Raw genomic sequence first — 22,087 nt, 5'->3', positions numbered from 1 at the left:
ATCATGGTCAAGGACACGAACGGACGCGACAAAAACGACGATACCGATCTGGATTGGGATGACGACTACATTGCCTCGGACTTCTCCCGCCGCCAGACACTGGACATGTTTGCAGCTGGCGGCCTGATGGCCGCACTTGCGCCGCTGATCGGCGGGCTGTCATCACCTGCCTTTGCGAGTGCAGACGATGAAGTCGTCAAGATCGGTTATCTTCCGATCACCGACGCCACAGCTCTTCTGGTCGCGCATGGCATGGGCTACTTCGAGGAGGAAGGTCTCAAGGCCGACCGCCCGACACTGATCCGCGGCTGGTCGCCGCTTGTCGAAGGCTTCGTGTCCAACAAATTCAACCTTGTGCACTTCCTGAAACCGATCCCGGTCTGGATGCGTTACAACAACAAGATCCCGGTCAAGTTGATGGCCTGGGCACATACCAACGGGTCAGCGCTGGTCGTCGGCGGGCATACGGACATCACCGATTTCAGCCAGCTCGGAGGAAAACAGGTTGCCGTGCCGTTCTGGTACTCCATGCACAACATCGTGCTGCAATACGCCTTGCGCAAGTCCGGCGTCACGCCGGTCATCAAGGCTGAGGGTGAAGCCCTTGCTCCCAACGAGTGCAATCTGCAAATTCTGCCGCCACCCGAAATGCCGGCTTCGCTTGCCAGCCGCAAGATCGATGCGTTCATCGTTGCCGAGCCCTTCAACGCCATGGGCGAACTCAAGGCCGGCGGCCGGGTCCTGCGTTTCACCGGCGACATCTGGAAGAACCATCCCTGCTGCGTGATCTGCATGCATGAACAGGCAACCAGCGAAAAGCAGGAATGGACCCAGAAAGTCATGAACGCCGTCGTCAAGGCGCAGATTTTCGCATCTCAGAACAAGGCCGAGGCTGCCCGGCTGATGTCGAAGGACGGTGAAGGCTATCTGCCGATGCCGGCGCCGATCGTCGAGCGTGCCATGACGCTCTATCAGGATGACAGCGGTTACATTGACACCGGTGCGATCAAGCACGCGGAAAGCTGGGGGAATGGCCGGATCGACTTCCAGCCCTGGCCCTATCCCTCCGCAACGCGGCTGATCGTTGAGGAGATGAACAACACGGTTGTCGGAGGGGACACGACCTTCCTCAAGGATCTCGACCCGCAATTCGTGGCCGATGATCTCGTGGAATACAGCTACGTGAAGAACGCCCTGGAGAAGTTCCCCGAATGGAAAAACGATCCATCGGTCAACCCTGGTGATCCGTTCAACCGCGAGGAGATCCTCGAGCTGTGAGCCAGTCGTCTCTGATTGCGGACGAAGTATCGGCGGTCCCGGTCTCGGAAACGAGTCCCGAGGCTGCCGAGAAAGAAACACAGCGGTCCGGGCCGGGCTGGATCGTCCGTCAGTTGGAAGGGCTTGCCTACGCCATCGGTGGCATGCTGCTGCTGCTGGCCGTCTGGTGGATTGGCGGCTGGCTGGTTCAAAACAATCCGAGATTGTTTGCTTTCGCCGATTTCGCACCAGTCCCGGCCTTTGCAAGGCTCGGCGATATGCTCTGGAGCGGCGAAGCGTATCAGATGACCATGCCGAGCCTCTACAGGATCGGCGCCGGTCTTCTCTGGGCCATTGTCCTCGGGGTGCCGGTCGGCATCCTGATCGGCTGGTTCGCTCAGGCCAGGAAGCTGACCAACATCCCGTTCCAGTTCCTCAGGATGATCTCGCCGCTTTCCTGGATGCCGATTGCTGTCATGGCGTTCGCCACTTGGGACGGCGCGATCGTCTTCCTGATCTCGGTCGCTGCCATTTGGCCGATCCTGTTTTCAACGGCCGCCGGTCTTCGCCGGGTCGATCCTGCATGGTTCAAAGTGGCCCGCAATCTGGGAGCACGGCCATGGCACATGCTCTTCACAATTATTCTGCCGGCCATTTCGCAGGATATCCTGACCGGCATCCGGCTTGCGCTTGGCGTCGCCTGGATCGTGCTGGTCCCGGCGGAGTATCTCGGGGTCACCTCCGGGCTCGGCTACGCGATCAACGATGCACGCGACACGCTGGAATACGACCGGCTCGCCGCAACCGTGATCATTATCGGAACCATCGGATTTCTATTGGACTTCCTCTGTCAGCAGGCCATCGCGCGTCTCAGCTGGCACCGGGAAGACTAAACCAGGCTCTCAACACATGGGGCCAATGCAAAGGAGAGAGAAATGTCCAGTCAACCCGCAACCGTCCTGACCGGATGCCTTGCACCCATCGACAAGGATGGGCTTGAAGGCTTGATCGAAAAGGGCAAGGCCGACCCGAAAGCGGTCAAGACGCTCAAGTGCAAGACTGTCGCGGAAGGCAAGTTCAGGCATGCGAACTACATTCGCGATCTGGAACCTTACATCGTCGACGAACCGCCGGGCCTTCTTGGCGACGACACGGCTCCGAACCCGTCCGAGGCCTCCCTGGCGGCTCTTGGCTCCTGCATTGCCGTCGGCCTGCACGCCAATGCAATCCACCGCGGCATCACGATCAACTCCCTTGAGGTGGAACTTGAAGGCGATCTCAACATCACGGCTGTCTGGGGCACCGGCGACGTCAGCGAGAAGCCGGTCGGCTTCACCGATGTTCGCCTGATCGTTCACATGGACGCCGACGCTCCCCAGGAGACCATCGACGAGTTGATTGCACATGTGTGCCAGTGGTCGCCGGTGTTCAACACCTTCTCGCGTCCCGTCAACATGGTTGCGCAGTCTGCATGAAACACAGCGCCCGCCGTCTCTGGCGGCGGGTTTCGCCAGCGTTTGTGAATACCGATAGAAGGTGAGTGGTTCCATGAATATTCAGCCCATGCCCATTGCCGCATCAGCGATGGAAGAGCCGTCGATTGTTGACGAAGTCGCCAGCCTGGCCGCGTCTGATCTCGCGCCACTTGTTCTGGATATCGACCAGAAGGGGCACTATCCGGAAGCATTCATGCGGGCGATCGGCAGGCTCGGTGCGTATCGCCCCCACGCTTCAATGGATGGCGGTACGCCGGATCTGGAAACCTCGATCCGGGCAATGTCGGCGGTGAGCGAACACTGTACCTCGACGGCGTTTTGCGTCTGGTGTCAGGATGCGCTCGCCTGGTACATCGCCACCAGCGAAAACGACTACCTGAAACAGACGATCGGCAAGGACCTTACGAACGGCCAGGGGCTGGGAGGAACGGGTCTTTCGAACCCGATGAAGACGATTTTCGGTATCGAAAAGCTCAAGCTGAAGGCCGAGAAAGTCGATGGCGGGTATTCCGTGACCGGTACGTTGCCCTGGGTTTCGAACCTTGGGGACAGTCATCATTTCGCTATCGTTTTTGCAGTGCCCGGTGACACGCCCAGGATGGTCATGGCAGTTGCCGAATGTTTCGGCGAAGGCGTCAAGATCATCGCTAACGACGAGTTCGTTGCGATGGATGGCACCCGGACATTCGCAATTCAGTTCCGGAAGGCCTTTATTCCGGAAAAGCACATCCTCGCCGATCCGGTGACTGACTATATTCCGCGTATCCGGGCGGGTTTCATCCTGCTTCAATCCGGTATGGCGTTCGGCCTTATCAAGAACTGCATAGACCTGATGGAGCAGGCCGGTAGAACGCTGTCGCATGTGAATTGTTACCTGCCCGAACAGCCGGACTATTTCCGGAAGAGGCTCGCCGAGCTTGAAACGGAAGTGTTTGAACTGTCAAAAACGCCTTTCGAGAAAGACCCGGCCTATTTCATTCGTGTCATCAAGGCACGGCTGGCTGCGGGTGAATTGTCCGTCGCCGCGGCCAATGCCGCAATGCTCCATTGCGGCGCCCGGGGCTATGTCCGCCAGGGAGCCGCGCAACGCCGGCTCCGCGAAGCCTATTTCGTTGCAATCGTGACCCCGGCGACCAAGCAGCTCCGCAAGATGCTCGCGGATTTTGGCGCGGCCTGAAAGCCGCAATCCCCGGAAAGAACTCCAGAGAAGTTACAGAGTGAAAAGGAGAACCGTATGACTGACACTCCCTTGATCAGCCCCGCCGAAGTCGCGCAACTGATGGAGACGGAGCCCTGTGTCGTCATCGACACGCGGGACCCGGATTCTTACGCGGCCGGCCACATTCCGGGGGCTGTGAACGTGCATGACATTTTCACTTATCTGGCGACGTCTTCGCCGGAGGGGATCGCGGAACTCAAGGGCAAATTCGAAGAGGCCTTTGGTGCGGTCGGTCTTTCCGGTTCAGAGACGGCGATCATCTACGAGCAATCCATGAACTCCGGTTTCGGTCAGTCTTGCCGGGGCTATTTCCTGCTCCAGTATCTGGGCTATCCCAAGATCGCGGTTCTGCACGGCGGCTTCGAGGCCTGGACGGCCGCTGAAATGCCCGTCTCTTCCGATGCGGTGGCACCTGAACCCAAACCCTTCCCGTCCTCGGAGACCGGCATGGGCCTGATGATGGGGGTCGAGGACATGCTTGAGGCGGTGAAGGACGAAAGCGTCGTCAAACTCGACGTCCGCGACATTGACGAATGGATCGCAGAAAGTTCCTCGCCGTACGGTAAGGATTTCTGCCCGCGCAAGGGCCGTATCCCCGGCGCGAAATGGATCGAGTGGTATCGCATGATGAAACCGACACCGTCCGGCCCGATGATCAAGAGCAAGGAGGAGGTGCTGGCGGAATGCGCGACGGTCGGCATCATGCCGGATACGCCGGTTGCGCTCTACTGTTTCAAGGGTGCGCGCGCGTCCAACACCTATCTCGCGCTCAAGGAAGCCGGGGTAAAGGACGTGAAGATCTATTTCGGCTCCTGGAATGAATGGTCCCGCGACCCGGCTCTGCCGATCGAAGAAGGGTTGCCCTACTAAGCGCAGTCGTACACGGCGCGGGACTTTGGCCCGCGCCGTTTTCTTGCAGTCTTGCACTAAACCTTAGCAACAGCATCCGTCGCAGCTTCAGGCGGCGATGACGGGCAGCGCTCATGGAAACCATCACATACTTCTATGCTCCCATTTCCGGATACGCCTACCTCGGTGAAAAACGGCTGATGGGGATCGCGGCTGAAGCCGGTGCGAAGGTCGATTTTCAGCCCGTCGACATCCAGAAGGTGTTTGCGGCGGCGGGAGCCACCCCGCCACCCAAACAATCCCAGACGCGCCTCAATTATCGCTTCATGGATTTGCGGAGGAGCGCCGAACGGCTTGGCTTGCCGATCAATCCAAAGCCGAAACACTGGCCTGTTCCAGCAGAATTGCCTGCGCGCCTTGTTCACGCGGCGCAGGCGCTCGCGATGGAACCTCACATCGTTTCATTTGCCATGCTCGAGGCGGTCTATGCGCGGGAACTGAATCTGTCGGATCATGATGTGGTCGAGGAACTGGTTCACTCCTTGCCCCTCGATGGCGGAGCATTGTGGACGGAAGCAACGGGTGACGAAGCTGCGAAGCGATATGTGAGCGCCACCGAAGCGGCAATCGCACAGGGTGTTCCCGGCTCGCCGACCTATGTCCTTGAAGGCGAGATGTTCTTCGGGCAGGACAGGCTTGATATGCTGGCCTGGCGACTGGGTGTTACAGATCCGCCCGTCAGCGCGGTCTCGGCTTAAGTCAAAGGTTTCAAGATCGCCGGGAAACGGTGATCCTGGAAGACGCTGCTGTGGAGCGCACGCGCATCGGCATTCACAAATGCCTGAGTTCTACAATCCGAGGTCACTCAGACCGGGATGATCGTCGGGCCGGCGGCCTTGCGGCCAGTGAAACTTTCTTTCCTCTTCCGTGATCGGAACATCGTTGATGCTGGCATGCCGGACCGCCATATAGCCTTCTGCATCGAACTCCCAGTTCTCGTTTCCGTATGACCGGAACCAGTTCCCATCTGCGTCATGCCACTCATATGCAAAACGCACCGCGATCCGGTTTTCGGTGAACGCCCACAGTTCCTTGATCAGGCGGTATTCAAGTTCCTTTGCCCATTTGCGGGTCAGGAACGCTTCGATCTGCGCGCGGCCGACCGGGAACTCGGATCTGTTGCGCCAGCGGCTGTCCGGTGTGTAGGCCTGAGCAACCTTTGCCGGATCGCGGCCGTTCCAGCCGTCTTCCGCGGCACGTATCTTGGCAATCGCCGTTTCACGGGAAAAGGGCGGAAAGGGAGGTCGGCTCATGAGAATTTCTCCTGGGATTGGAACAAGACAGATTAGAGGCGTCTCACGAGACCGAGTACGAAGAGCGCACCGATCGACGTTGTGACGATGCCGATTGGCAGTTCCTGCGGACTGAGGATTGTCCGTGCGACGATGTCACTCGACAGCAGGATCGCGGCCCCCAAAATGGCAGACAGGATCACCAGATTGGCATGCAGCGGCCCGGTCAGGCTGCGGGCGAGATGCGGTACCATCAGCCCGACGAAGCCGATCACGCCCGTGATGGAAACAAAGGCGGCGGTGGCAAAGGCGCAGACAAGAAACGTCGCTCTGCGCAGCCATTCCACATCAACGCCAAGAGTGGCGGCAGTTTCGTCCCCTGCCAGCAAACTGTCGAACTGACGGTGACGCAGAAGCGCAAACACAAACACGGCAAGAAACCCGACCAGTGCGATCGGAAGCAGGTTCCACCGCGCCAGTCCCAGGCCGCCGAGCGTCCAGAACAGGACAGAATGCGCGGCACGCTGATCTCCTGCAAACACCATGTAGTTCGTCAGCGCCATGAACAGAAACGATACGGCGAGGCCCGCAAGGATGAGTCGCGCCGGTCCGCCCGGCAAAAGTTTCGACACCAGGACCAGAACAATGACCGACGCCATCATGCCACCCATGAAGGCTGCCAGCGGCAGCGTCCAGAAGCCGAGAACATCGCCTGTGACCGTGATTACCAGGACCGCACCGGCCGCTGCGCCCGACGACAGACCAAACAGGAAAGGGTCGGCAAGGTCGTTGCGGGTCACGGTTTGCAGCAGGCAGCCGACGACACCCAATCCGGCTCCGGCGAGGATCGCCAGGAGCGCGCGGGGAAGACGAAGATCAACAACGATGCGGTCGAGCGGTGAAATGCCCTGGGACGTCTGTCCTGTGACCGCGTTGACAAGAGCGTCGACCACCATGGGAATGCCCAGTGATACTGACCCGACGGCGATTGCGATGAGTGCAAGCCCAACGAGAAGCGCGAGCCCCATCAGGATCCAATAGGTTGGTTTCAATGCCAAAGCCGGGTCAGAAATTCATAGGTGTGCCAGGACCCTCAGAACGAGCCTGGATACATCGCCTCTGCGATCTTCGAAATGGCTGCAATATTGGAGGGTCCGGGCGTCAGTTCTTCATAGCGCAAAGGGACATAGCGCTCGTTTTGAACGGCGTCTGTCAGGGACATGATCGGATGTTCTTTCAGGAACTTCATCAGCCCTTCAGCACCGGAGCCATCCTGATAATCGAGCAGGACGAGAAACTGCGGATTGGCCGCAGCAACGGCTTCCCAGGACGTTGTGCCCCAGCTGGTTTCCATGTCGCTCATGACGTTCTTGCCGCCGGCTGCTTCGATCATTGCCGTGGTGATCGCATACCGCCCGGCCGTGAAGGGCTTGTCCGTGCCGCTATCATAAAGAAAGACCCGCAGTCTGTTTTCGTCCGGGATTGCGGTGTCGATTTCGAGCAGATCCGATTTCCAGCCTGCGACAAGCACTTCGGCCTCCTCTTTCTTGTCGAAGACTGTTCCGAGCCGCACCATGTCGTCGAAGAGAAGATCCATTGAAGCGACCGGGCGGTCTTCGTGAAGATGCACGCAGCTTTCCGTCAGAACGAGTGTCTGGATGCCCTGTGCTTCCAGCGTGTCCGGGGTGACTTCACCGCCTGGCCGCATTCCGTAGTACCAGCCTGCAACAAACAGGTCCGGTGAAGCGGCGATAAGGTTTTCCATGGTCGGATACTTCGGAGCAAGTTCCGGAATATCACCGCGTTGTTCGTCAAATTCCGGACTTGTCTTGTACCAGCCCGTGATGCCGGTGAGGCCGACAATCTTTTCCTGAAGACCAAGTGCAAAGGCCATTTCGGACATGTTGATGTCGTGGACGACAACTCGCTCCGGAACACCTGCGAATGTCAGTTCGGTGCCGCAATTGTCGACGGTGACCGGTTCGGCCAACGCGGAGGTTGCAAGAAGCGCCAGGGGGGCTGCCATCAAAAGTGCTTTCATTGGAAACGGCCTTTCGGGTTGGTTGGAAAGTCGGTGAGGCTCAAGTTGCGCGTCCGGACAATTGGAACGTCCAGAACCGGAATCGATGCTCCGCTTACGGGATTTGGCAGGCGATGCAGATCGACATCGAATACGGCACGGACGCGTTCGCTGGTGAGCGCTTCGATCGGTGTGCCAAGAGCGATCAGGCGGCCGTTTTCAAGAACCGCGACGTGATCGGCAAAATCATCCACGAGCGTGAGGTCGTGTAAGGATGCAACGACGGCGATCCCCAAAGACGCGACCAGACTCAGCAACTCTCCTCTGGCGCTCGGGTCAAGATGATTGGTCGGCTCATCCAGAACCAGAAGGGACGGGCGTTGGCAGAGTGCTCTTGCGAGCATCGTTCTCTGCCGCTCGCCGCCGGACAGGTTCTGCATTTTCCGGCTTGCGAAGCCCTCAAGGCCGACAATGCCAAGGGCCTCATCGACCCGTTCATCCTGAGTGCCCGGTTTCAGGCTGCCGTGCGGCATTAGACCCAGGGCAACATATTGTTTCACGCTGAGCCGCCCGTCGGGTTCGCTTGACTGACCCACATAGGCGATGTGGCGGGCACGCTCGTGGCAACTGAAGCCCTCCATGGGTGCGCCGTTCAGCTTGACGTCGCCGTGATCAGCGCGCGTCAGGCCGGCGATCATCCTGATCAGACTGGTTTTGCCGGCGCCGTTTCGGCCCACAAGCGCGAGAATTTCACCCGGCATGACGGACAGCGTGACCCTGTCGACGAGCCAGATTGCCTCGCTCTTTGACGACTTCGTGGTGTGAAAAGAGGCAGCGTTCAGTTCGAGGACGGGTGACAGGGGACAATATGCATTCATCACAAGTTACCTGCCATCCCGGGACGTTGAGGAAATCTTCTTCGGGTACTCACCCGCGCCGAACGCCGGTATCCGCGCAAGCGTCTTGTTGAGCAGGGCGATCGGGCGCTCTGTCGCATTGCACCAGCCCGTCTCAAGCTGGGCATACTGGTGAGCGAACCGGACAAGTGCGTCGAGACTGCCGTCAGGATCGATGTCTCCGAAAAGATATCCCGCCTTTCCATCGGCCTGGTAAGCGACCGTGCAGGGACGTTTGCACCCGGCCATGCATTCGACCCCGGAGAGTTCAAAGGTTCCGGAACACGGTTTCTCGTCGAGTGCCTTTTGCAGTCTGGAGATCAGACGTGCGCCGGGTGATGTAGTTACCTTACCGCTTGGTTCGCTCGTCGCGTCCGCTCGCTCGCGGCACCTGGTGCAGATATGGATCCTGTGCGTCGTGACTGTACTCAAGTCCCTGTGCTTTCCGTGATACGCGCTTCAATCGTTACCCGTCATGCGGGGAGGTTTTCGGCAGGTTTGCCAACCGCCAGGCGCTGCTATTGCACTTTCAGCTCTCCCACGGTGATGAGGTCGAGCGTTCCCGAGCGTGTCCCGGCGGCAAGCACCTCGCCGCCCTTGACCCAGTCCAGCGCCGAAATTTCCTGATCGTCCGCAATACGCGCGTACGCGGCTTCGCCCTTTTGAAGCCCGCCGATCAATACGGTTCCGGTGGTGTAACCGCCGGCAACGAGTCTGCGGTTTGGATGCGAAGCGACGCTGGTCACGCGGCCTGAATAGACATACCCGATCTCCACGGGAGGAAGCCGGCCAGGTCCCACATCACCGAATGGCCATGCAGTGATGACATCGGCGCCGGAACACACAAGTTTCGCCGGACCATTGTCGGGACCGGTCCATTCGAGCTCGTGTATTTTTGCCGGATAACCGCCCAGCCGATAATCTTTGCCGCTCACAAGGTCCCAGACATGAAGCTCGCGTTCCTGCGTCGCAGATACGACAAAGCGGCCGTCCGGCGACCATGACACGCCGATATGGTACCCCTTCCAGCGCAGGATTTCGCCATTGCCGGAACCGTCCAGCGGCCACAAGGTAATGCCGTCGTAGTGGCTGACGGCAAGCCGCCTTCCGTCCGGTGAAAATGCCAGCCCGGACAGGCTGCTCGGGTGCTCGGTAAACTGAAAGTCGCTTGCCCCGGCTTCACTGGCGCCGGTCGGCAACACGAAGGCCGTTTTGCCGGATACGAATGCGATGTATCCGGTTTTCGGCGCAGTTGTGAGTGACGAAAGCCACTGGCCGCTTGAAGAAAACAATAGGCTATTGGCACCCGAACTCAGGTCGTGCGCGTAGAGTTTGTTGTCCTGCGCGATGGAGTAGAGAGTGTTCTCCAGTCCCGCCAGACCTGTTACGGCCGCGCCATGGGCGGTCAGATCCGGGCCGGTAAGCCCATCACCGCCGAAAACGGCCAGACCGCCATTCCCAAGACCGACCGCGACACCGCAACCCGCCAGATCACATGGCAGTCCCTTGATCGCCGTGACATTTGCCGCAACACCCAGCCGTTGATGGGCGATGCCGTGGGCAACGCGGGTCGTGCCCTGGTCAACAGCGCCCGGGAGCGGCATCGGCATTTCGGTCTCCGGAACAGCCGAAAGGGTCATGCTGCCTCCCGGGCCACGGCACAGCCGGAAAACGCCTCGCTGAGCTCCGCTTCATCAAGATTGCGACCTATGAAAACAAGCCGGCTTACCGGCGCAGGTGTTTCCCAGGCTGCTCCCCATTCGGAATCCATGACCATGTGAACGCCCTGAAAGACGTAGCGGCGCTCATCGCCGGCGATTTTCAGGATGCCCTTGCTGCGGAAAATATCAGTGCCGCGCTCGCGGATCAGCGTTCGCATCCACTCGGAAAACCGTCTCGCATCGATGGGTTCATTGCAGGTGAGAGAAACGGAGGTGATGCTGTCGTCATGCTCGTGGTCTTCCGGGTCTTCTTCCAGAAAGCCCGGCTCCAGTTCGAGCAGCTTCTGCAGGTCGAATGATCCCTGATCGAGGATCTCGGCGAGATCAACGCCGGACTTGCTCGTCGTGAACAGGCGCGCATGCGGATTAATCTGGCGAACCTTTGACTTGACCGCTTCCAGCCCGGCCTCATCGATAAGGTCAAGCTTGTTGATGATCAGAACGTCGGCAAAGGCAACCTGTTCCTCGGCCTCGTGCTGACTGTCGACCTTGCTCAGGAAATGTTTGGCGTCGATCAGCGTGACGACGGTGTCGAGCGTGACGCGGTCCCGCAAATCGTCGTCGACGAAGAAGGTCTGGACGACCGGGCCGGGATCGGCCAGGCCCGTGGTCTCGACAAGGATTCCGTCGAAATCCTCCGCACGATCCATCAAGCCCGAGAGAATGCGGATCAGATCACCCCGAACCGTGCAGCAGATGCAGCCGTTGTTCATCTCGAAGATCTCTTCCTCGGCATCGAGCACCAGTTCGTTGTCGATCCCTTCTTCACCGAACTCGTTGACGACCACAGCATAGCGTTTGCCGTGCTTTTCCGTGAGAATGCGGTTCAACAGCGTTGTCTTGCCGGCTCCAAGGTAGCCCGTGAGAATTGTCACAGGTGTCTTGCCGGATGAGCCCTTGACGGGCACCGTGCGTGCATCGTCCTGGCATACGTCCTCCGCGCAAGTTGAACCACCGGATTCGTTGAGGATTTCTGACATGGCTTACGAGCTCCCTTGAAGTGATGATTGCCTGGTTCAGTACGTTTTGTAGGGGAGGAACTTGCCCGACATCGTAACCTTGACGCGGTCGCCCTTCGGATCCGGGATACGGCTGATATCCATATCGAAATCGATGGCGGACATGATGCCGTCTCCGAACTCTTCCTCGATCAGGCCCTTCATCGTGGTTCCGTAGATCATCACGATTTCATAAAGCCGGTAGATGAGAGGATCGGTCGGAACGGAACTTGGCAGCGAGCCGCGATAGGGCACGGTCATCAGCTGGGCAATCTCCTCTTCGGAGAAGTTGATCCCGATGGCCGCACCGGCTGCTTCGGCCTGTTCCTTGGAAAGTGAAATCTGGCCAAGCAGAGCTGCTGTCGTCCATTCCTTTGACTGGCCGACGGACTCTGCAATCTCGCTCCACTTCTTGCCGTTCAGGGTTTTGTAGGCGACAATTTTTTCGGTTAGTTCTTCACGCGAAATCATGATGCTTTCTTCTCCTGTGTCGCCGAAGCGTCGTTAGACGGTAAGGTTTGCTCGCCGCTGCTGCCTGATGCGGCCGCCGGGCGGGCGATGGGGGGATTGCGGGGATCGAAATCGGCAGCGGATATTTCCGCGGCGAAATTCTTCGACCGGTTGACCAGAAATTCGATCAGGTGATTGCGCATCGGATAGTAGTTTTCATGCGTGTGCATGTCGGATCGCGTGCGGCTCTTGGGCAGGGTGTTTTCAACGATCTCGCAAACCCGTGCTTCCGGACCATTCGTCATGAGCACGATCCTGTCTGCAAGCAGGATCGCCTCGTCGATATCGTGCGTGATCATGAAGGACGTCTGGTTGGTCGCCTTGCAGATCGTGACGAGTTCATCTTGAAGGCTGCCTCGCGTCAGGGCGTCAAGTGCCGAGAAAGGTTCGTCCATCAAGAGGATCTTCGGTTCGATGGAGAAAGCGCGCGCAATGCCGACGCGCTGTTTCATGCCGCCGGAAAGCTGCGCGGGTTTCTTGTCCTCGGATCCTGTCAGATGCACCATGTCGATGTATTTCTGGCATTGCTTGCGCACGTCGGCGCTGCTCCAGCTCGGCCAGCGGGATTCAACGGCAAAGGCAATGTTGGTCATGGCCGACATCCATGGCATCAGCGCATGCCCCTGAAATACGACGGCCCGGTCAAGGCTCGGTCCGGAGATCTCTTTGCCATCGACGATCACGTGACCGGAGGAGGGACCGTCGAGGCCCGCCAGAATGTTCAGGAGAGTGGTCTTGCCGCAGCCTGAGTGGCCTATGAGACACACGAACTCACCTTCGGCGACCGTGAAACTGACGTCTCCGAAAATCTGAGTTTCGCCCTTGTCTCCGGGATTGGGAAACCGACGTTCCAGCCCCTCGACCTGGATCATCTTGCGCGCAGGGGTGTCGGGCTTATCGGCCATTTCGGTTCCTTGGGAGACGGAGTTCGACTTGGGAGGCGTGAATTGGATCGGTGCTTCGGACATGGGGCGGCCTATTCCGCGTAGGCGACGAGTTTCGCCGCGTGCGCCAGAAGGATATCCAGGAACATGCCGACCAGGCCGATAAAGACGATCGCGGACACCACGCCCGTGATCGACAGGTTGTTCCACTCGTTCCAGACGAAGTATCCGATCCCCGTGCCGCCAACGAGCATCTCGGCGGCAACGATCACCAGCCAGGCGATACCGATCGAAATGCGCATGCCTGTGAGGATCGTCGGAGCCGCCGCCGGCAAAATGACGCGGAACGCCGTTCGAAGCGGACTGACTTCGAGCGTTTTTGCAACGTTCAGCCATTCCTTGCGCACATTGGCAACACCGAAGGCCGTGTTGATCAGCATCGGCCAGATCGAGCAAATGAAAATCACGAAGATCGCGGACAGGCTGGAGTCCTTGATCGTGTAGAGAGCCAACGGCATCCAGGCGAGCGGGGACACCGGTTTCAAAAGCTGGATGAAGGGATTTAGCGCCTGATAAATGACGGGGCTCATGCCGATCAGAAAGCCGAGCGGGACGGCAAGCAATGCGGCGAGACCGAACCCGGTCAGCACCCGGAACAGCGAATAGGCCAGCTGAATTCCGATGCCCTTGTCATTTGGACCGGCATCGTAGAACGGATCTGAAATATGCTGCCAGAGCTCTGCACCGACTTCGTGCGGTTTCGGCAAGGCGCTGTCGCCTTCGGTCGCCTGTTTGCCCAGCAGCGCGGCATATTCGGGATCCAGGCCTTCCGCGGCAGGCCCTTGCTGCGCCACCACGAGCATGTGCCAGCCGAAAAGAAACAGCAGCAGGATCACGATGGACAACAGTCCTGCCTTCAGTCCGAAATTGTTCGTCGTTGTCATGCCCGCTCTGCTCTTTCTCTTGGTCTGGTTTGACCGGGCGGCGACAGAGCCGCTGCCCGGATCAGGTTCTTGATCAGGTCCGCTTGATGGCGAAACTTTCGATGTAGGCGTCCGGTTCGGCCGGATCGAAGGTTTTGCCCATGATCGTGTGGGACTTGTAGGTGATGTCCGGCGGGGTCTGCCCCATCTCCTTCATGACGGCCTGCGCATCTGTCGCCAGGTAGACCTGTTCGGAGATGTCCTTGAAGTTGATATCCCCTTCGATGTAACCCCAGCGCTTCATCTGCGAGAGGATCCAGACCGAGAACGAGTGGTAGGGGAACGGATCGAAGTCGATCCGGGTCGGCTCGTTCCTCACCTTGCCGAGGCCATCTGCGAAACGGCCCGTGAGCACCTGCTGCACGACCGTTGTCGGCTGGTTCAGGTAGTTCTTCGGCGAGATCGCTTCGGAGATTTCAGGGCGGTTCGACAACTCCTGGGAATAGGCCGTTGCATCCAGGATCGACTTGAACAGCGCAAGGAACGTGTTCGGCGTCTCGTCGATGAACTTCTGGCTGGCAGCGAATGCGCAGCACGGATGACCGTCCCAGATCTCTTTCGTCAGCTTGTAGATGAAGCCGACACCGTCAAACACGGCGCGCTGGTTGAAGGGATCAGGAGAGAGATATCCGTCGAGGTTGCCCGCCGACAGGTTGGCGACCATCTCCGGCGGCGGCACCACGCGGATCTGGATGTCCTTGTCAGGGTCAAGCCCGGCTTCCGCGACATAGTAGCGAAGCAGGAAGTTGTGCATCGAGTACTCGAACGGGACCCCGAAGGTGAAACCTTTCCACTTCGTCGGGTCCTGCTTGTCGAGGTGCTTGTTTGCCAGGGTAATCGCCTGGCCGTTGATGTTCTCGACCGCCGGCATTGTCCACGGAACCGAGGTGGAACCAGCACCGACCGTAATTGCAAGCGGCATTGGCGTCAGCATGTGAGCCGCGTCGTACTCGCCCGACAACGACTTGTCACGGGACACTGCCCAGCCGGCCGTTTTGATCACGTCCACATCCAGGCCGTAACGTTCGTAAAAGCCGAGTGGCTTCGCCATGATGATCGGTGTGGCGCAGGTAATCGGGACAAACCCGACATTGAGCTTGGTTTTCTCAAGCGGCCCCTTGGCATCGATGATCGCCGCCTTCAGCGCATCAAGCGGCACGAACTGCGATACGGCGGCGAGCGCGGTTGCGCTTCCAACGCCGCGCAGGAATTTCCGGCGGTTCATGTCCGTGCCGAAGATCCCCTTCATGACCGCTGACTCGACGCAGCGCGCGAGTACGGCTTCCTGATCTTTCCAGTCCACGTCGGGGTCGGTATTTGCAATTTCCGGCTCGTCACGCATATCCGAGTGCGCAGCCTGCTGCTGCTGCACGGATTGCTCAACGGTTTCTGCCCCCGTCGTTTCAGAGGTGTAAAAACGCGATCCCGTCGCGGATTGCGACATCGCCAGCTGATGTTCGTACATCGTGGCGTGCATGCCGCATGGACAGCCGGTCCACAAAATTTCATTCGGGTCAAAAGGATTGCTTAGAGCACCCATGTGAATTCGTCCTTTGACAATCTGGGCAGGTCTGCCGGCTCTACCGAAGCCGAAACGCCTCCCGTTAGGCCCCCATCGGCCTTGCGCCGCCAAACCACCATCAGTTCAGCTTCGCGGTGAAAGCCTCCCGTCGAATTGGCCGCCTTTAGCCATGGGACGCTTGAACGGGTTTTTCTTTGCAGGAGCTGTGCCAGTTCTCGTAAAAATAAAAACAGAGAAAAATCAGTTATTTATGCCGGTTGAAAACAGGTTTTTCATTTTACGAAAATTCGTAAATTACGAAAATTCAGAAATTTTATTTACGAAATCTCAAAACATGACCTAGGCTTCTGGGATTAAGTCGTTGTTAAGTCGCTGGAAATTTCGCGTTATGAATGAGTCTTTGTTTCTTACACACGCAAAACGCGTAAGTCTTTCCGGTGGTTTGTTCGACAATGCAAATTATGCCGCGCTGGTCATCGACCCGATCGAAGACCGGGTCATGATGGCGGCCGAGCCATGTGCGCGATATTTCGGTGAAAACGCCGATTCAATTCTTCAGCGCAGACCCAGCGAGCTTTTCCGCTCGGTTTTGGCGGAACTGCATGTGCTGACAGAGGCTTGTCTGATCGGTCCGGGCAGCTGGCAATCGGAGTTTCTGCTGAAAACACCGAACGGCCGCACGTATGAAATCGACTGCCACACTGCCCTGTCGACGCCCGAAGGGCAATCCTACATCACGATGCTGCTGTTTGACGCGCGCCGGCAGCGCAAGCGTATGGCCAGAGCCGAATTTGCCGCTCTTCACAGGGGAGAGCCGGATGCAGTCCGCAGAGCCGACCAGATGTTCCGGGAATTGGAGCACGGCAACAAGCTTTTGCTCGACGCGGCGGGCGAGGGAATTTACGGCGTCAACAAGCTGGGAGAAACCACGTTCGTGAACCCGGCAGCCGAACGGATGCTCGGCTGGAAGGCGAATGAAATCGTGGGCAAGGTGGCGCATGACGTCATTCACCATTCGCATGCATGCGGTGATGACTATCCTATCCATCAGTGCCCGATCTATCTGGCCTTCAAGGATGGGGAGGTCCACGAAGTGCGCGGCGAAGTCTTCTGGCGCAAGGACGGAAGCAGTTTCCCGGTGGAATACACGTCAACGCCAATCGAGGACGACAACAAGCTGGTTGGCGCCGTCGTGGTTTTCCGCGATATCTCCAAGCAGCAGAAACAGGAGAACCAGCTTCGCAAGGCACTGGCAGAGGTAGAGCAGCTTCGAACGCGCCTTGAAATGGAAAAAGCCTATCTGCTGGACGAATTGGAGGAGCGTCACAACCGGCATGAGATTGTCGGCTCAAGTCCCGCGATCGCGCAGACCGTCGAACAGATCGACCTTGTTGCACCAACGGAGGCGACGGTCCTTATCACGGGTGAATCAGGAACCGGCAAGGAGTTGATCGCTCATGCGATCCACAACGCAAGCCCGCGCCGCGACCGGCCGCTCATCCGCGTGAATTGCGCGGCAATTCCGGCTGAACTGTTCGAAAGCGAGTTCTTCGGGCACGTCAAGGGAGCGTTCACCGGCGCTGTGTCTGCGCGGGCAGGGCGGTTTGAGCTTGCGGACGGAGGAACGCTGTTTCTTGATGAAGTCGGTGAACTGCCGTTGGAGCAACAGGGAAAACTGTTGCGGGTCCTCCAGGAGCAGCAGTTCGAGCGCGTGGGCGACACGCGCACCATGAAGGTTGATGTGCGTGTCATCGCCGCAACAAACCGGGAACTGCGTCACTCGATCATGGAAAAGAGTTTTCGCGAAGACCTCTATTTCCGGCTCGCCGTCTTTCCCATTCACTCGGCGCCTTTGCGGGAAAGGAGAGAAGACATCCCTCCGCTTGCGACACTGTTCATGAAGCGTGCGGTCGAGCGGTTGAACAGAACGACCGCCCCGCAATTGACCGTCGCTAACATAAACCAGCTGCAGGCCTATGACTGGCCGGGAAACATACGCGAACTGGAAAACGTCATCGAACGGGCGGTAATCCTGTCCAGGAGTGGCAAACTGGCGTTTGACCTTCCCAAACCGGGCGAAACAGACGCGCGGCCCGCTGCGTTTCCCAGTGAAAACCAGGAAACGGGTGAATTTGCTGATGCTCAGGCGGTGGCCGCGCAGTCCATGCAAATCATCACCAGTCGGTCGGATTTGCAGCGCGCGGAGATAGAGGCGATCCGGGCGGCGCTGATGGAGTGCGCCGGCAAGGTTTCCGGTCCGGGAGGGGCGGCCGAGCGCCTGGCGATGAAACCGACAACGCTCTATTCGCGGCTAAAGAAACTCAAGATCGACGCGAGAAGCTTCAAACCTTGAAATCAACCCAGGAGATCCTTTGCGGCGATGATCGAGCGCGCAATCTCTGCCAGCGGCGTGTTGCGTGACATCGACAGTTTCTGCATATACGCGAATGCGTCCGGCTCGCTCAGGGTGCGACTTTCCATGACGATCGCCTTGGCTCTGTCGATGAGTTTGCGTTCACTCAATCCCTGAACGGCCTGATCGCGCTCTTTCTGCAAGCTGTGAAGCCGTTTGTGAACCTCAATCGCGCCGACAACGCCCGACTGGAGCCTGTCGGCGTTGACGCCGAGTGGTTGGCAGAACGAAGCGCCCGCCGCGATGGCGTTCGCTACTACCTGCGGGTCGCTGCTTTCCGTAATGACGAGAAGGGGCTTGTCGATCGCACTCGTCAGCTCTCCGATATCCTTGACGTCCTTCGCCGAAAGATCCGTCGCGTAGAGAACCAGCAAGCTGATATCGTCTTCTTTGTCCGGGACATCGCCGCGCTGCGTGAGCGCTTCGGAGACCGATTTCGCAGTCGCCGTGACCTGGCAGCCTCGATCCGCCATGAAGGAGGCAAACAGATGCGCCCGTTCGAGCTGCGCATCAATCAGCATTGCCCTGTGAAGCACGGTCGGTTTCAGACGAATATTTACTGTCTCGGCCATGTGTTCAAACTGGCTTCCCGCCTAACATTTTGCAACCGGTAAAGTCCGGCGTGTTTTGTCGGCGGCGGAGGCAATGCGCCGACAGTTTCTCACGTCACGACGCCGTACCCCAGATGATGGACCGATAAATGAGACTGAAATGGCATGCGAAATGGCGAAATCCCTTCGGGAAGGGTGTGCGGAGCGGGCTTCCTGCCCGGTCAAGCACGCTGATGCCACGGGGTGACGCCATTTCCATGTCCTTCGGATTTGACCGGCTTGCTCCTCCTCGGCATTGTGAAAGGCTTGAAAATAAGGGGCATTTCCCGCACTTCCGCGCCTTGACGACAAGCAAGCCGCCTCAAACGATTACGGCCTCGTTTATGAGCCCATCACCTAAAGAGTATTTGCGGTGAAGCGCGTTTGAATGGGCATGATCGCGGCGCCGATTGCCAGAGCGTTGGGTCCGAACCTGCTCCCTGTCACCGATAGGTCGGTCGAGATCTCCGAACGGATGTGCAACACCAATTCATCGATAACAGCCATTGGAGCCGGTGCCGACAGGATCATGGCCGGAACACTCGCAAACGTCGCGAGATCCTGCACAAGATCTGTTGTCTTGGAAACGACGTGTTCGATCCATCGCTGCACACGCAGATCGTCCCATGTCGCAACACTCTCCAGGTTCTTGGCCGTGAGATTCCATGCTTGATTGTCGCAAATTGAAATTTGAGGATTCGAACCGGTATAGATCCGGCCTCCAAGGATCAGCCGCGGTACAAGATCCTTGGAGGCAAAGCAAAAGAGCAGGTCGTCCATACGCTTGGCTTGGCCATAAAGTGTTTCGGCGCTGGCGGCAGCAGTTACGTCATCTTGGATGACGACTTCCAGACCGGCATGTGCGCGCAGGTCCTGTTCAAAGTCGTAGGCCAACACGGCTTGTTCCTCTTCGGCTTCGAACCGCTGCGGGAAGGTGAGCCCGATCCCGGCCACAAGGGGCTTTTGCGCAGCCGTCAATTCACCGAGCAGCCCGTCAACCATGTCAATCAGTGCATCACGCACATTCTCGATGTCGAAGGTGGTGAGAGTGCTTCGCCTTTGAGTGACGGGTGACCCCACGAAGTTGACGATTGTCGCCTCGATTGCGTGACGGTCGACATGTAGCCCGATCGAAAACGCGCCATTGGGGTTCAGGCTGATGGGTGTGGTAGGAGGCCCGATCCGTCCCCGGACCGCTTCGCCCTTGCTGACCAGGTCGTCGCGCTCGAGTGCCCTGACAATGACGGAGATTGTTTGCGCGGACAGTCCGCTTTCCTGACCGAGCTGCAGCCGGGTCATGCCGTCGTGCTGCAGGAGCAGGGACATGATCAAACGTTCATTGAAGCTGCGCGCCAGAACCTGGTTCATGCCACCGGGGTGTTCTGCGACACGAACGGTTGGTGGCGGGGCAAAACGCATATCCGGCAAAAGTACAGCCTCCGGCTTTGAAATCAGAACTTGCGAAACGCACCTCAGGTTCGAGGAGGGGCTTCGTCTTATGGATTATCACGTTTGGACAGTTGGCGCGGGATGCGTCTTTCGCGTCCGGCCTTTTCTTCCCACGGTTTAAGCACTCTAGTCTGGCCAGCCAATCGCCGCGATCTCTTCGGCAATAGCGTGACCCAGGTCCTTGTGAGCCTGGACATCGAGGTGAAAGCCATCCTCATCGCTGGATTTCACGACAAGGCCTGCATTGAAAAAATGAACTTCGTGGGCTTCGGCAATCCGCTCATATTCACGGGCCAGCGCGCGAGACTTTTCCTGAGCCCCGAGAAACACATCCGACCATTCTTTCAGGTCAAGAGCGGTCGGCGGCGGCGCGACGATCAGAATTTCGGGGATCTTGCCGTCAACGCCGGCGGGCATGGCCTTAATGTCGGTCACAAGTACACCGACGCCCATGGCGATTTCACAAGGGGTTTTGTTGAAACGCACTTTCAGATCGTTGGTTCCGAGCATGATGATGATCAGATCGAGCGGTTTGTGGCTCATGATGCAGGGCCGAAGATAGGTGCGGCCATTCTTTTCGGCACCTTCTATCTCGTCGTTGCTGACGGTGGTTCTTCCGCTCAGACCCTCTTCGATTACAAGCCACTCGTTCCCGATCAGACCCCGCAGCACGCCAGGCCACCTCACGTCATGCGGGTATCGGTCGTCTGGCTTGTTGGCTGTGGTTTGCCCATAGGTGTTGGAATCTCCATAGCACAACACTGATCGCATACCGCCTCCAAAGACTTATTTTTTTCAATAGGATAGGCAGTCAAATCGTGAGTGCCAATTTCGCTCAGCCTAAAAGCGGATCTTCAATTGGTCAATAGTAATTCATCGTGAATAATTATTGACACACGTGTGATTTCCGTGCTCATCTTGATGAACAGACGCATGGATGCGGTCGAAAATTGCCCCGTCTGTGTCGTCGGATCACGGGAGGATCAGATGAAACTTTTCAAATCAGTCTTGGCAGCTGCCGCCGTTACAATCGGCCTCGGCGCTGCGTCACCCGCAGTGTCCAATGACGAAGGGCCGATACTGGTCGTGAGCGGTCCCTTGTCCTGGCCGTTTTTTGCCGCGGTGAAAAAGGGCTTTGACGACGCCGCCGAAATTTTCGACGTCGATTACCAGTATATTGCGGTCACGGACACCTCGAACATGACGAGCGACTACCCCAGGCTGCTGCAGCAGGCAATCAGCCGCGAGCCCAGAATGCTGCTTGTTGGCGAGTTCTTTCCCGATGGCATGGATCCGTTGATCAAGGAGGCCACCGCCGCCGGTACTCCTGTCCTCATTCACAATTCCGGTCAGACGCTTTGGGAAGGCAACGGATCGATCGGCTTTGTTGGCGAAGACCCTTATCAGATGGGCTACAAGGCAGGTCAGATCCAGGCTGACGCCGGGGTCACGACAGGACTGTGCTTCAATCAGGTTCCCGGAAATCCGACAGTTGAAGAGCGGTGCAATGGCTATGTCGCCGCCATGAAGGAAGCAGGAAAGGAAACGATCTACCAGACCATCGGGACAGGAGATGCAACCAACCCGCAGGCCATGACCCAGGCAATCAAGGGAAGCCTCCAGGCAAATCCGCAGATCGACGGCATTTATACGCTGAATGCGGTTCCTGCGATGTCGGCCTTGCGTGCCGTGGACGACGTCGGACGCAAAGGCGAGATCATGGTCGGAACGGCAGATCTGTCCAATGAAGCCCTTCTTGCAATCAAGAATGGCGACTTGGCCTTTGCCATGGATCAGCAGCCATATCTGCAAGGCTTCATGTCTATTCAGATCGCCCATCAGTACCTGAACTACGGTTTGCATCCGATCGGCCATGTCAAGACCGGTCCGTTGGTGATCGACAGTTCCAACGTGGATGAAACGTTGAAGGTCAACAAGGAACACGCGGGAGTTCGCGGCGCCTCCTAGGCGCCGCAAGGTCCGGCCTG

General features: G+C 58.2%; 22 protein-coding genes. 8 read left to right on the top strand and 14 right to left on the bottom strand.

The features are described 5' to 3' along the window. Positions 1–3: 3 nt before the first annotated feature. From RDA78_RS26600 to RDA78_RS26575, 6 genes are all read left to right on the top strand, one after another. Positions 4–1,278: an ABC transporter substrate-binding protein gene (locus RDA78_RS26600; protein WP_434052758.1), complete on the top strand. Its 1,275-nt coding sequence runs from the start codon at positions 4–6 to the stop codon at positions 1,276–1,278. Next, positions 1,275–2,150: an ABC transporter permease gene (locus RDA78_RS26595; RefSeq protein ID WP_434052757.1), complete on the top strand. Its 876-nt coding sequence runs from the start codon at positions 1,275–1,277 to the stop codon at positions 2,148–2,150. Before RDA78_RS26600 ends, RDA78_RS26595 begins: the two co-directional genes overlap by 4 nt. 42 nt (positions 2,151–2,192) lie before the next feature. Continuing rightward, a complete protein-coding gene (locus RDA78_RS26590; protein WP_299482270.1) occupies positions 2,193–2,732 on the top strand; it encodes an OsmC family protein in 540 nt (179 codons plus the stop codon). Positions 2,733–2,805: 73 nt separating this feature from the next. Then, the gene (locus RDA78_RS26585) at positions 2,806–3,930 is read left to right on the top strand and encodes an acyl-CoA dehydrogenase family protein (RefSeq protein WP_434052756.1); all 1,125 of its coding nucleotides are present in this window, start codon (positions 2,806–2,808) and stop codon (positions 3,928–3,930) included. A 57-nt stretch (positions 3,931–3,987) separates the two neighbouring features. Further along, complete coding sequence (locus RDA78_RS26580; protein WP_434052755.1) at positions 3,988–4,842, top strand: sulfurtransferase; 855 nt, start codon at positions 3,988–3,990, stop codon at positions 4,840–4,842. A gap of 113 nt (positions 4,843–4,955) precedes the next feature. After that, positions 4,956–5,579, top strand: coding sequence for a 2-hydroxychromene-2-carboxylate isomerase (locus RDA78_RS26575; RefSeq protein WP_434052754.1), 624 nt, complete (start codon positions 4,956–4,958; stop codon positions 5,577–5,579). A 90-nt stretch (positions 5,580–5,669) separates the two neighbouring features. Here the strand turns inward: RDA78_RS26575 and RDA78_RS26570 are convergent, their stop codons facing one another. From RDA78_RS26570 to RDA78_RS26520, 11 genes are all read right to left on the bottom strand, one after another. Beyond that, positions 5,670–6,134, bottom strand: a complete 465-nt coding sequence (locus RDA78_RS26570; protein ID WP_434052753.1) for a DUF1348 family protein — start codon at positions 6,132–6,134, stop codon at positions 5,670–5,672. A gap of 32 nt (positions 6,135–6,166) precedes the next feature. After that, positions 6,167–7,141, bottom strand: a complete 975-nt coding sequence (locus RDA78_RS26565; protein ID WP_434056219.1) for a FecCD family ABC transporter permease — start codon at positions 7,139–7,141, stop codon at positions 6,167–6,169. A 65-nt stretch (positions 7,142–7,206) separates the two neighbouring features. Next, positions 7,207–8,154, bottom strand: coding sequence for an ABC transporter substrate-binding protein (locus tag RDA78_RS26560; protein ID WP_434052752.1), 948 nt, complete (start codon positions 8,152–8,154; stop codon positions 7,207–7,209). Further along, positions 8,151–9,011 (bottom strand): ABC transporter ATP-binding protein, encoded by an 861-nt coding sequence (locus RDA78_RS26555; protein ID WP_434052751.1) that lies wholly within the window; start codon positions 9,009–9,011, stop codon positions 8,151–8,153. The genes RDA78_RS26560 and RDA78_RS26555 overlap by 4 nt, the downstream gene beginning before the upstream one ends. A 6-nt stretch (positions 9,012–9,017) precedes the next feature. Next, the gene (locus RDA78_RS26550; RefSeq protein ID WP_434052750.1) at positions 9,018–9,461 is read right to left on the bottom strand and encodes a DUF1636 family protein; all 444 of its coding nucleotides are present in this window, start codon (positions 9,459–9,461) and stop codon (positions 9,018–9,020) included. An 86-nt stretch (positions 9,462–9,547) separates the two neighbouring features. Further along, positions 9,548–10,669: a WD40 repeat domain-containing protein gene (locus RDA78_RS26545; protein WP_434052749.1), complete on the bottom strand. Its 1,122-nt coding sequence runs from the start codon at positions 10,667–10,669 to the stop codon at positions 9,548–9,550. Beyond that, a complete protein-coding gene (locus RDA78_RS26540) occupies positions 10,666–11,730 on the bottom strand; it encodes a CobW family GTP-binding protein (RefSeq protein WP_434052748.1) in 1,065 nt (354 codons plus the stop codon). The genes RDA78_RS26545 and RDA78_RS26540 overlap by 4 nt, the downstream gene beginning before the upstream one ends. 36 nt (positions 11,731–11,766) lie before the next feature. Beyond that, positions 11,767–12,216, bottom strand: coding sequence for a cyanase (gene cynS / locus RDA78_RS26535; RefSeq protein ID WP_434056218.1), 450 nt, complete (start codon positions 12,214–12,216; stop codon positions 11,767–11,769). Continuing rightward, entirely contained in the window at positions 12,216–13,163 is a 948-nt protein-coding gene (locus RDA78_RS26530) for an ABC transporter ATP-binding protein (RefSeq protein ID WP_434052747.1), read from the bottom strand. Before RDA78_RS26530 ends, cynS begins: the two co-directional genes overlap by 1 nt. 71 nt (positions 13,164–13,234) lie before the next feature. Further along, positions 13,235–14,086, bottom strand: coding sequence for a nitrate ABC transporter permease (gene ntrB / locus RDA78_RS26525; protein WP_299482300.1), 852 nt, complete (start codon positions 14,084–14,086; stop codon positions 13,235–13,237). A gap of 73 nt (positions 14,087–14,159) precedes the next feature. Next, positions 14,160–15,665: a CmpA/NrtA family ABC transporter substrate-binding protein gene (locus RDA78_RS26520; RefSeq protein ID WP_434052746.1), complete on the bottom strand. Its 1,506-nt coding sequence runs from the start codon at positions 15,663–15,665 to the stop codon at positions 14,160–14,162. A 370-nt stretch (positions 15,666–16,035) separates the two neighbouring features. Between RDA78_RS26520 and RDA78_RS26515 the strand changes: the two genes are divergently transcribed. Beyond that, positions 16,036–18,000 (top strand): sigma 54-interacting transcriptional regulator, encoded by a 1,965-nt coding sequence (locus tag RDA78_RS26515; protein ID WP_434052745.1) that lies wholly within the window; start codon positions 16,036–16,038, stop codon positions 17,998–18,000. Between the two features lie 2 nt (positions 18,001–18,002). On the opposite strand, the gene RDA78_RS26510 is transcribed toward RDA78_RS26515, so the two are convergent. From RDA78_RS26510 to RDA78_RS26500, 3 genes are all read right to left on the bottom strand, one after another. Then, positions 18,003–18,632 carry an ANTAR domain-containing response regulator gene (locus RDA78_RS26510; RefSeq protein WP_434052744.1) on the bottom strand — a complete coding sequence of 210 codons (630 nt, stop codon included), beginning with the start codon at positions 18,630–18,632 and terminating at the stop codon, positions 18,003–18,005. Between the two features lie 375 nt (positions 18,633–19,007). After that, positions 19,008–20,069 (bottom strand): ROK family transcriptional regulator, encoded by a 1,062-nt coding sequence (locus tag RDA78_RS26505; protein ID WP_434056217.1) that lies wholly within the window; start codon positions 20,067–20,069, stop codon positions 19,008–19,010. Between the two features lie 156 nt (positions 20,070–20,225). Next, a complete protein-coding gene (locus RDA78_RS26500; protein WP_434052743.1) occupies positions 20,226–20,870 on the bottom strand; it encodes an SGNH/GDSL hydrolase family protein in 645 nt (214 codons plus the stop codon). Between the two features lie 216 nt (positions 20,871–21,086). Here RDA78_RS26500 and RDA78_RS26495 point away from each other — a divergent pair, with 216 nt between their 5' ends. After that, on the top strand, positions 21,087–22,067 hold the full coding sequence (locus RDA78_RS26495) for a sugar ABC transporter substrate-binding protein (RefSeq protein ID WP_434052742.1): 981 nt from the start codon (positions 21,087–21,089) through the stop codon (positions 22,065–22,067). Positions 22,068–22,087: the final 20 nt, after the last annotated feature.

Source organism: Roseibium sp., assembly GCF_051016195.1.
In the GTDB taxonomy this organism is placed as follows: domain Bacteria; phylum Pseudomonadota; class Alphaproteobacteria; order Rhizobiales; family Stappiaceae; genus Roseibium.
This window is presented reverse-complemented; position numbering and strand designations above follow the sequence as displayed.

Excerpts from the sequence above, each read along its gene's own strand:
- RDA78_RS26600 (WP_434052758.1), top strand. The coding sequence starts at position 4 with ATGGTCAAGGACACGAACGGACGCGACAAAAACGACGATACCGATCTG.
- RDA78_RS26590 (WP_299482270.1), top strand. The coding sequence starts at position 2,193 with ATGTCCAGTCAACCCGCAACCGTCCTGACCGGATGCCTTGCACCCATC.
- RDA78_RS26585 (WP_434052756.1), top strand. The coding sequence starts at position 2,806 with ATGAATATTCAGCCCATGCCCATTGCCGCATCAGCGATGGAAGAGCCG.
- RDA78_RS26580 (WP_434052755.1), top strand. The coding sequence starts at position 3,988 with ATGACTGACACTCCCTTGATCAGCCCCGCCGAAGTCGCGCAACTGATG.
- RDA78_RS26575 (WP_434052754.1), top strand. The coding sequence starts at position 4,956 with ATGGAAACCATCACATACTTCTATGCTCCCATTTCCGGATACGCCTAC.
- RDA78_RS26570 (WP_434052753.1), bottom strand. The coding sequence starts at position 6,134 with ATGAGCCGACCTCCCTTTCCGCCCTTTTCCCGTGAAACGGCGATTGCC.
- RDA78_RS26565 (WP_434056219.1), bottom strand. The coding sequence starts at position 7,141 with ATGGGGCTCGCGCTTCTCGTTGGGCTTGCACTCATCGCAATCGCCGTC.
- RDA78_RS26560 (WP_434052752.1), bottom strand. The coding sequence starts at position 8,154 with ATGAAAGCACTTTTGATGGCAGCCCCCCTGGCGCTTCTTGCAACCTCC.
- RDA78_RS26555 (WP_434052751.1), bottom strand. The coding sequence starts at position 9,011 with ATGAATGCATATTGTCCCCTGTCACCCGTCCTCGAACTGAACGCTGCC.
- RDA78_RS26545 (WP_434052749.1), bottom strand. The coding sequence starts at position 10,669 with ATGACCCTTTCGGCTGTTCCGGAGACCGAAATGCCGATGCCGCTCCCG.
- RDA78_RS26540 (WP_434052748.1), bottom strand. The coding sequence starts at position 11,730 with ATGTCAGAAATCCTCAACGAATCCGGTGGTTCAACTTGCGCGGAGGAC.
- RDA78_RS26530 (WP_434052747.1), bottom strand. The coding sequence starts at position 13,163 with ATGGCCGATAAGCCCGACACCCCTGCGCGCAAGATGATCCAGGTCGAG.
- ntrB (WP_299482300.1), bottom strand. The coding sequence starts at position 14,086 with ATGACAACGACGAACAATTTCGGACTGAAGGCAGGACTGTTGTCCATC.
- RDA78_RS26520 (WP_434052746.1), bottom strand. The coding sequence starts at position 15,665 with ATGGGTGCTCTAAGCAATCCTTTTGACCCGAATGAAATTTTGTGGACC.
- RDA78_RS26515 (WP_434052745.1), top strand. The coding sequence starts at position 16,036 with ATGAATGAGTCTTTGTTTCTTACACACGCAAAACGCGTAAGTCTTTCC.
- RDA78_RS26510 (WP_434052744.1), bottom strand. The coding sequence starts at position 18,632 with ATGGCCGAGACAGTAAATATTCGTCTGAAACCGACCGTGCTTCACAGG.
- RDA78_RS26505 (WP_434056217.1), bottom strand. The coding sequence starts at position 20,069 with ATGCGTTTTGCCCCGCCACCAACCGTTCGTGTCGCAGAACACCCCGGT.
- RDA78_RS26500 (WP_434052743.1), bottom strand. The coding sequence starts at position 20,870 with ATGCGATCAGTGTTGTGCTATGGAGATTCCAACACCTATGGGCAAACC.
- RDA78_RS26495 (WP_434052742.1), top strand. The coding sequence starts at position 21,087 with ATGAAACTTTTCAAATCAGTCTTGGCAGCTGCCGCCGTTACAATCGGC.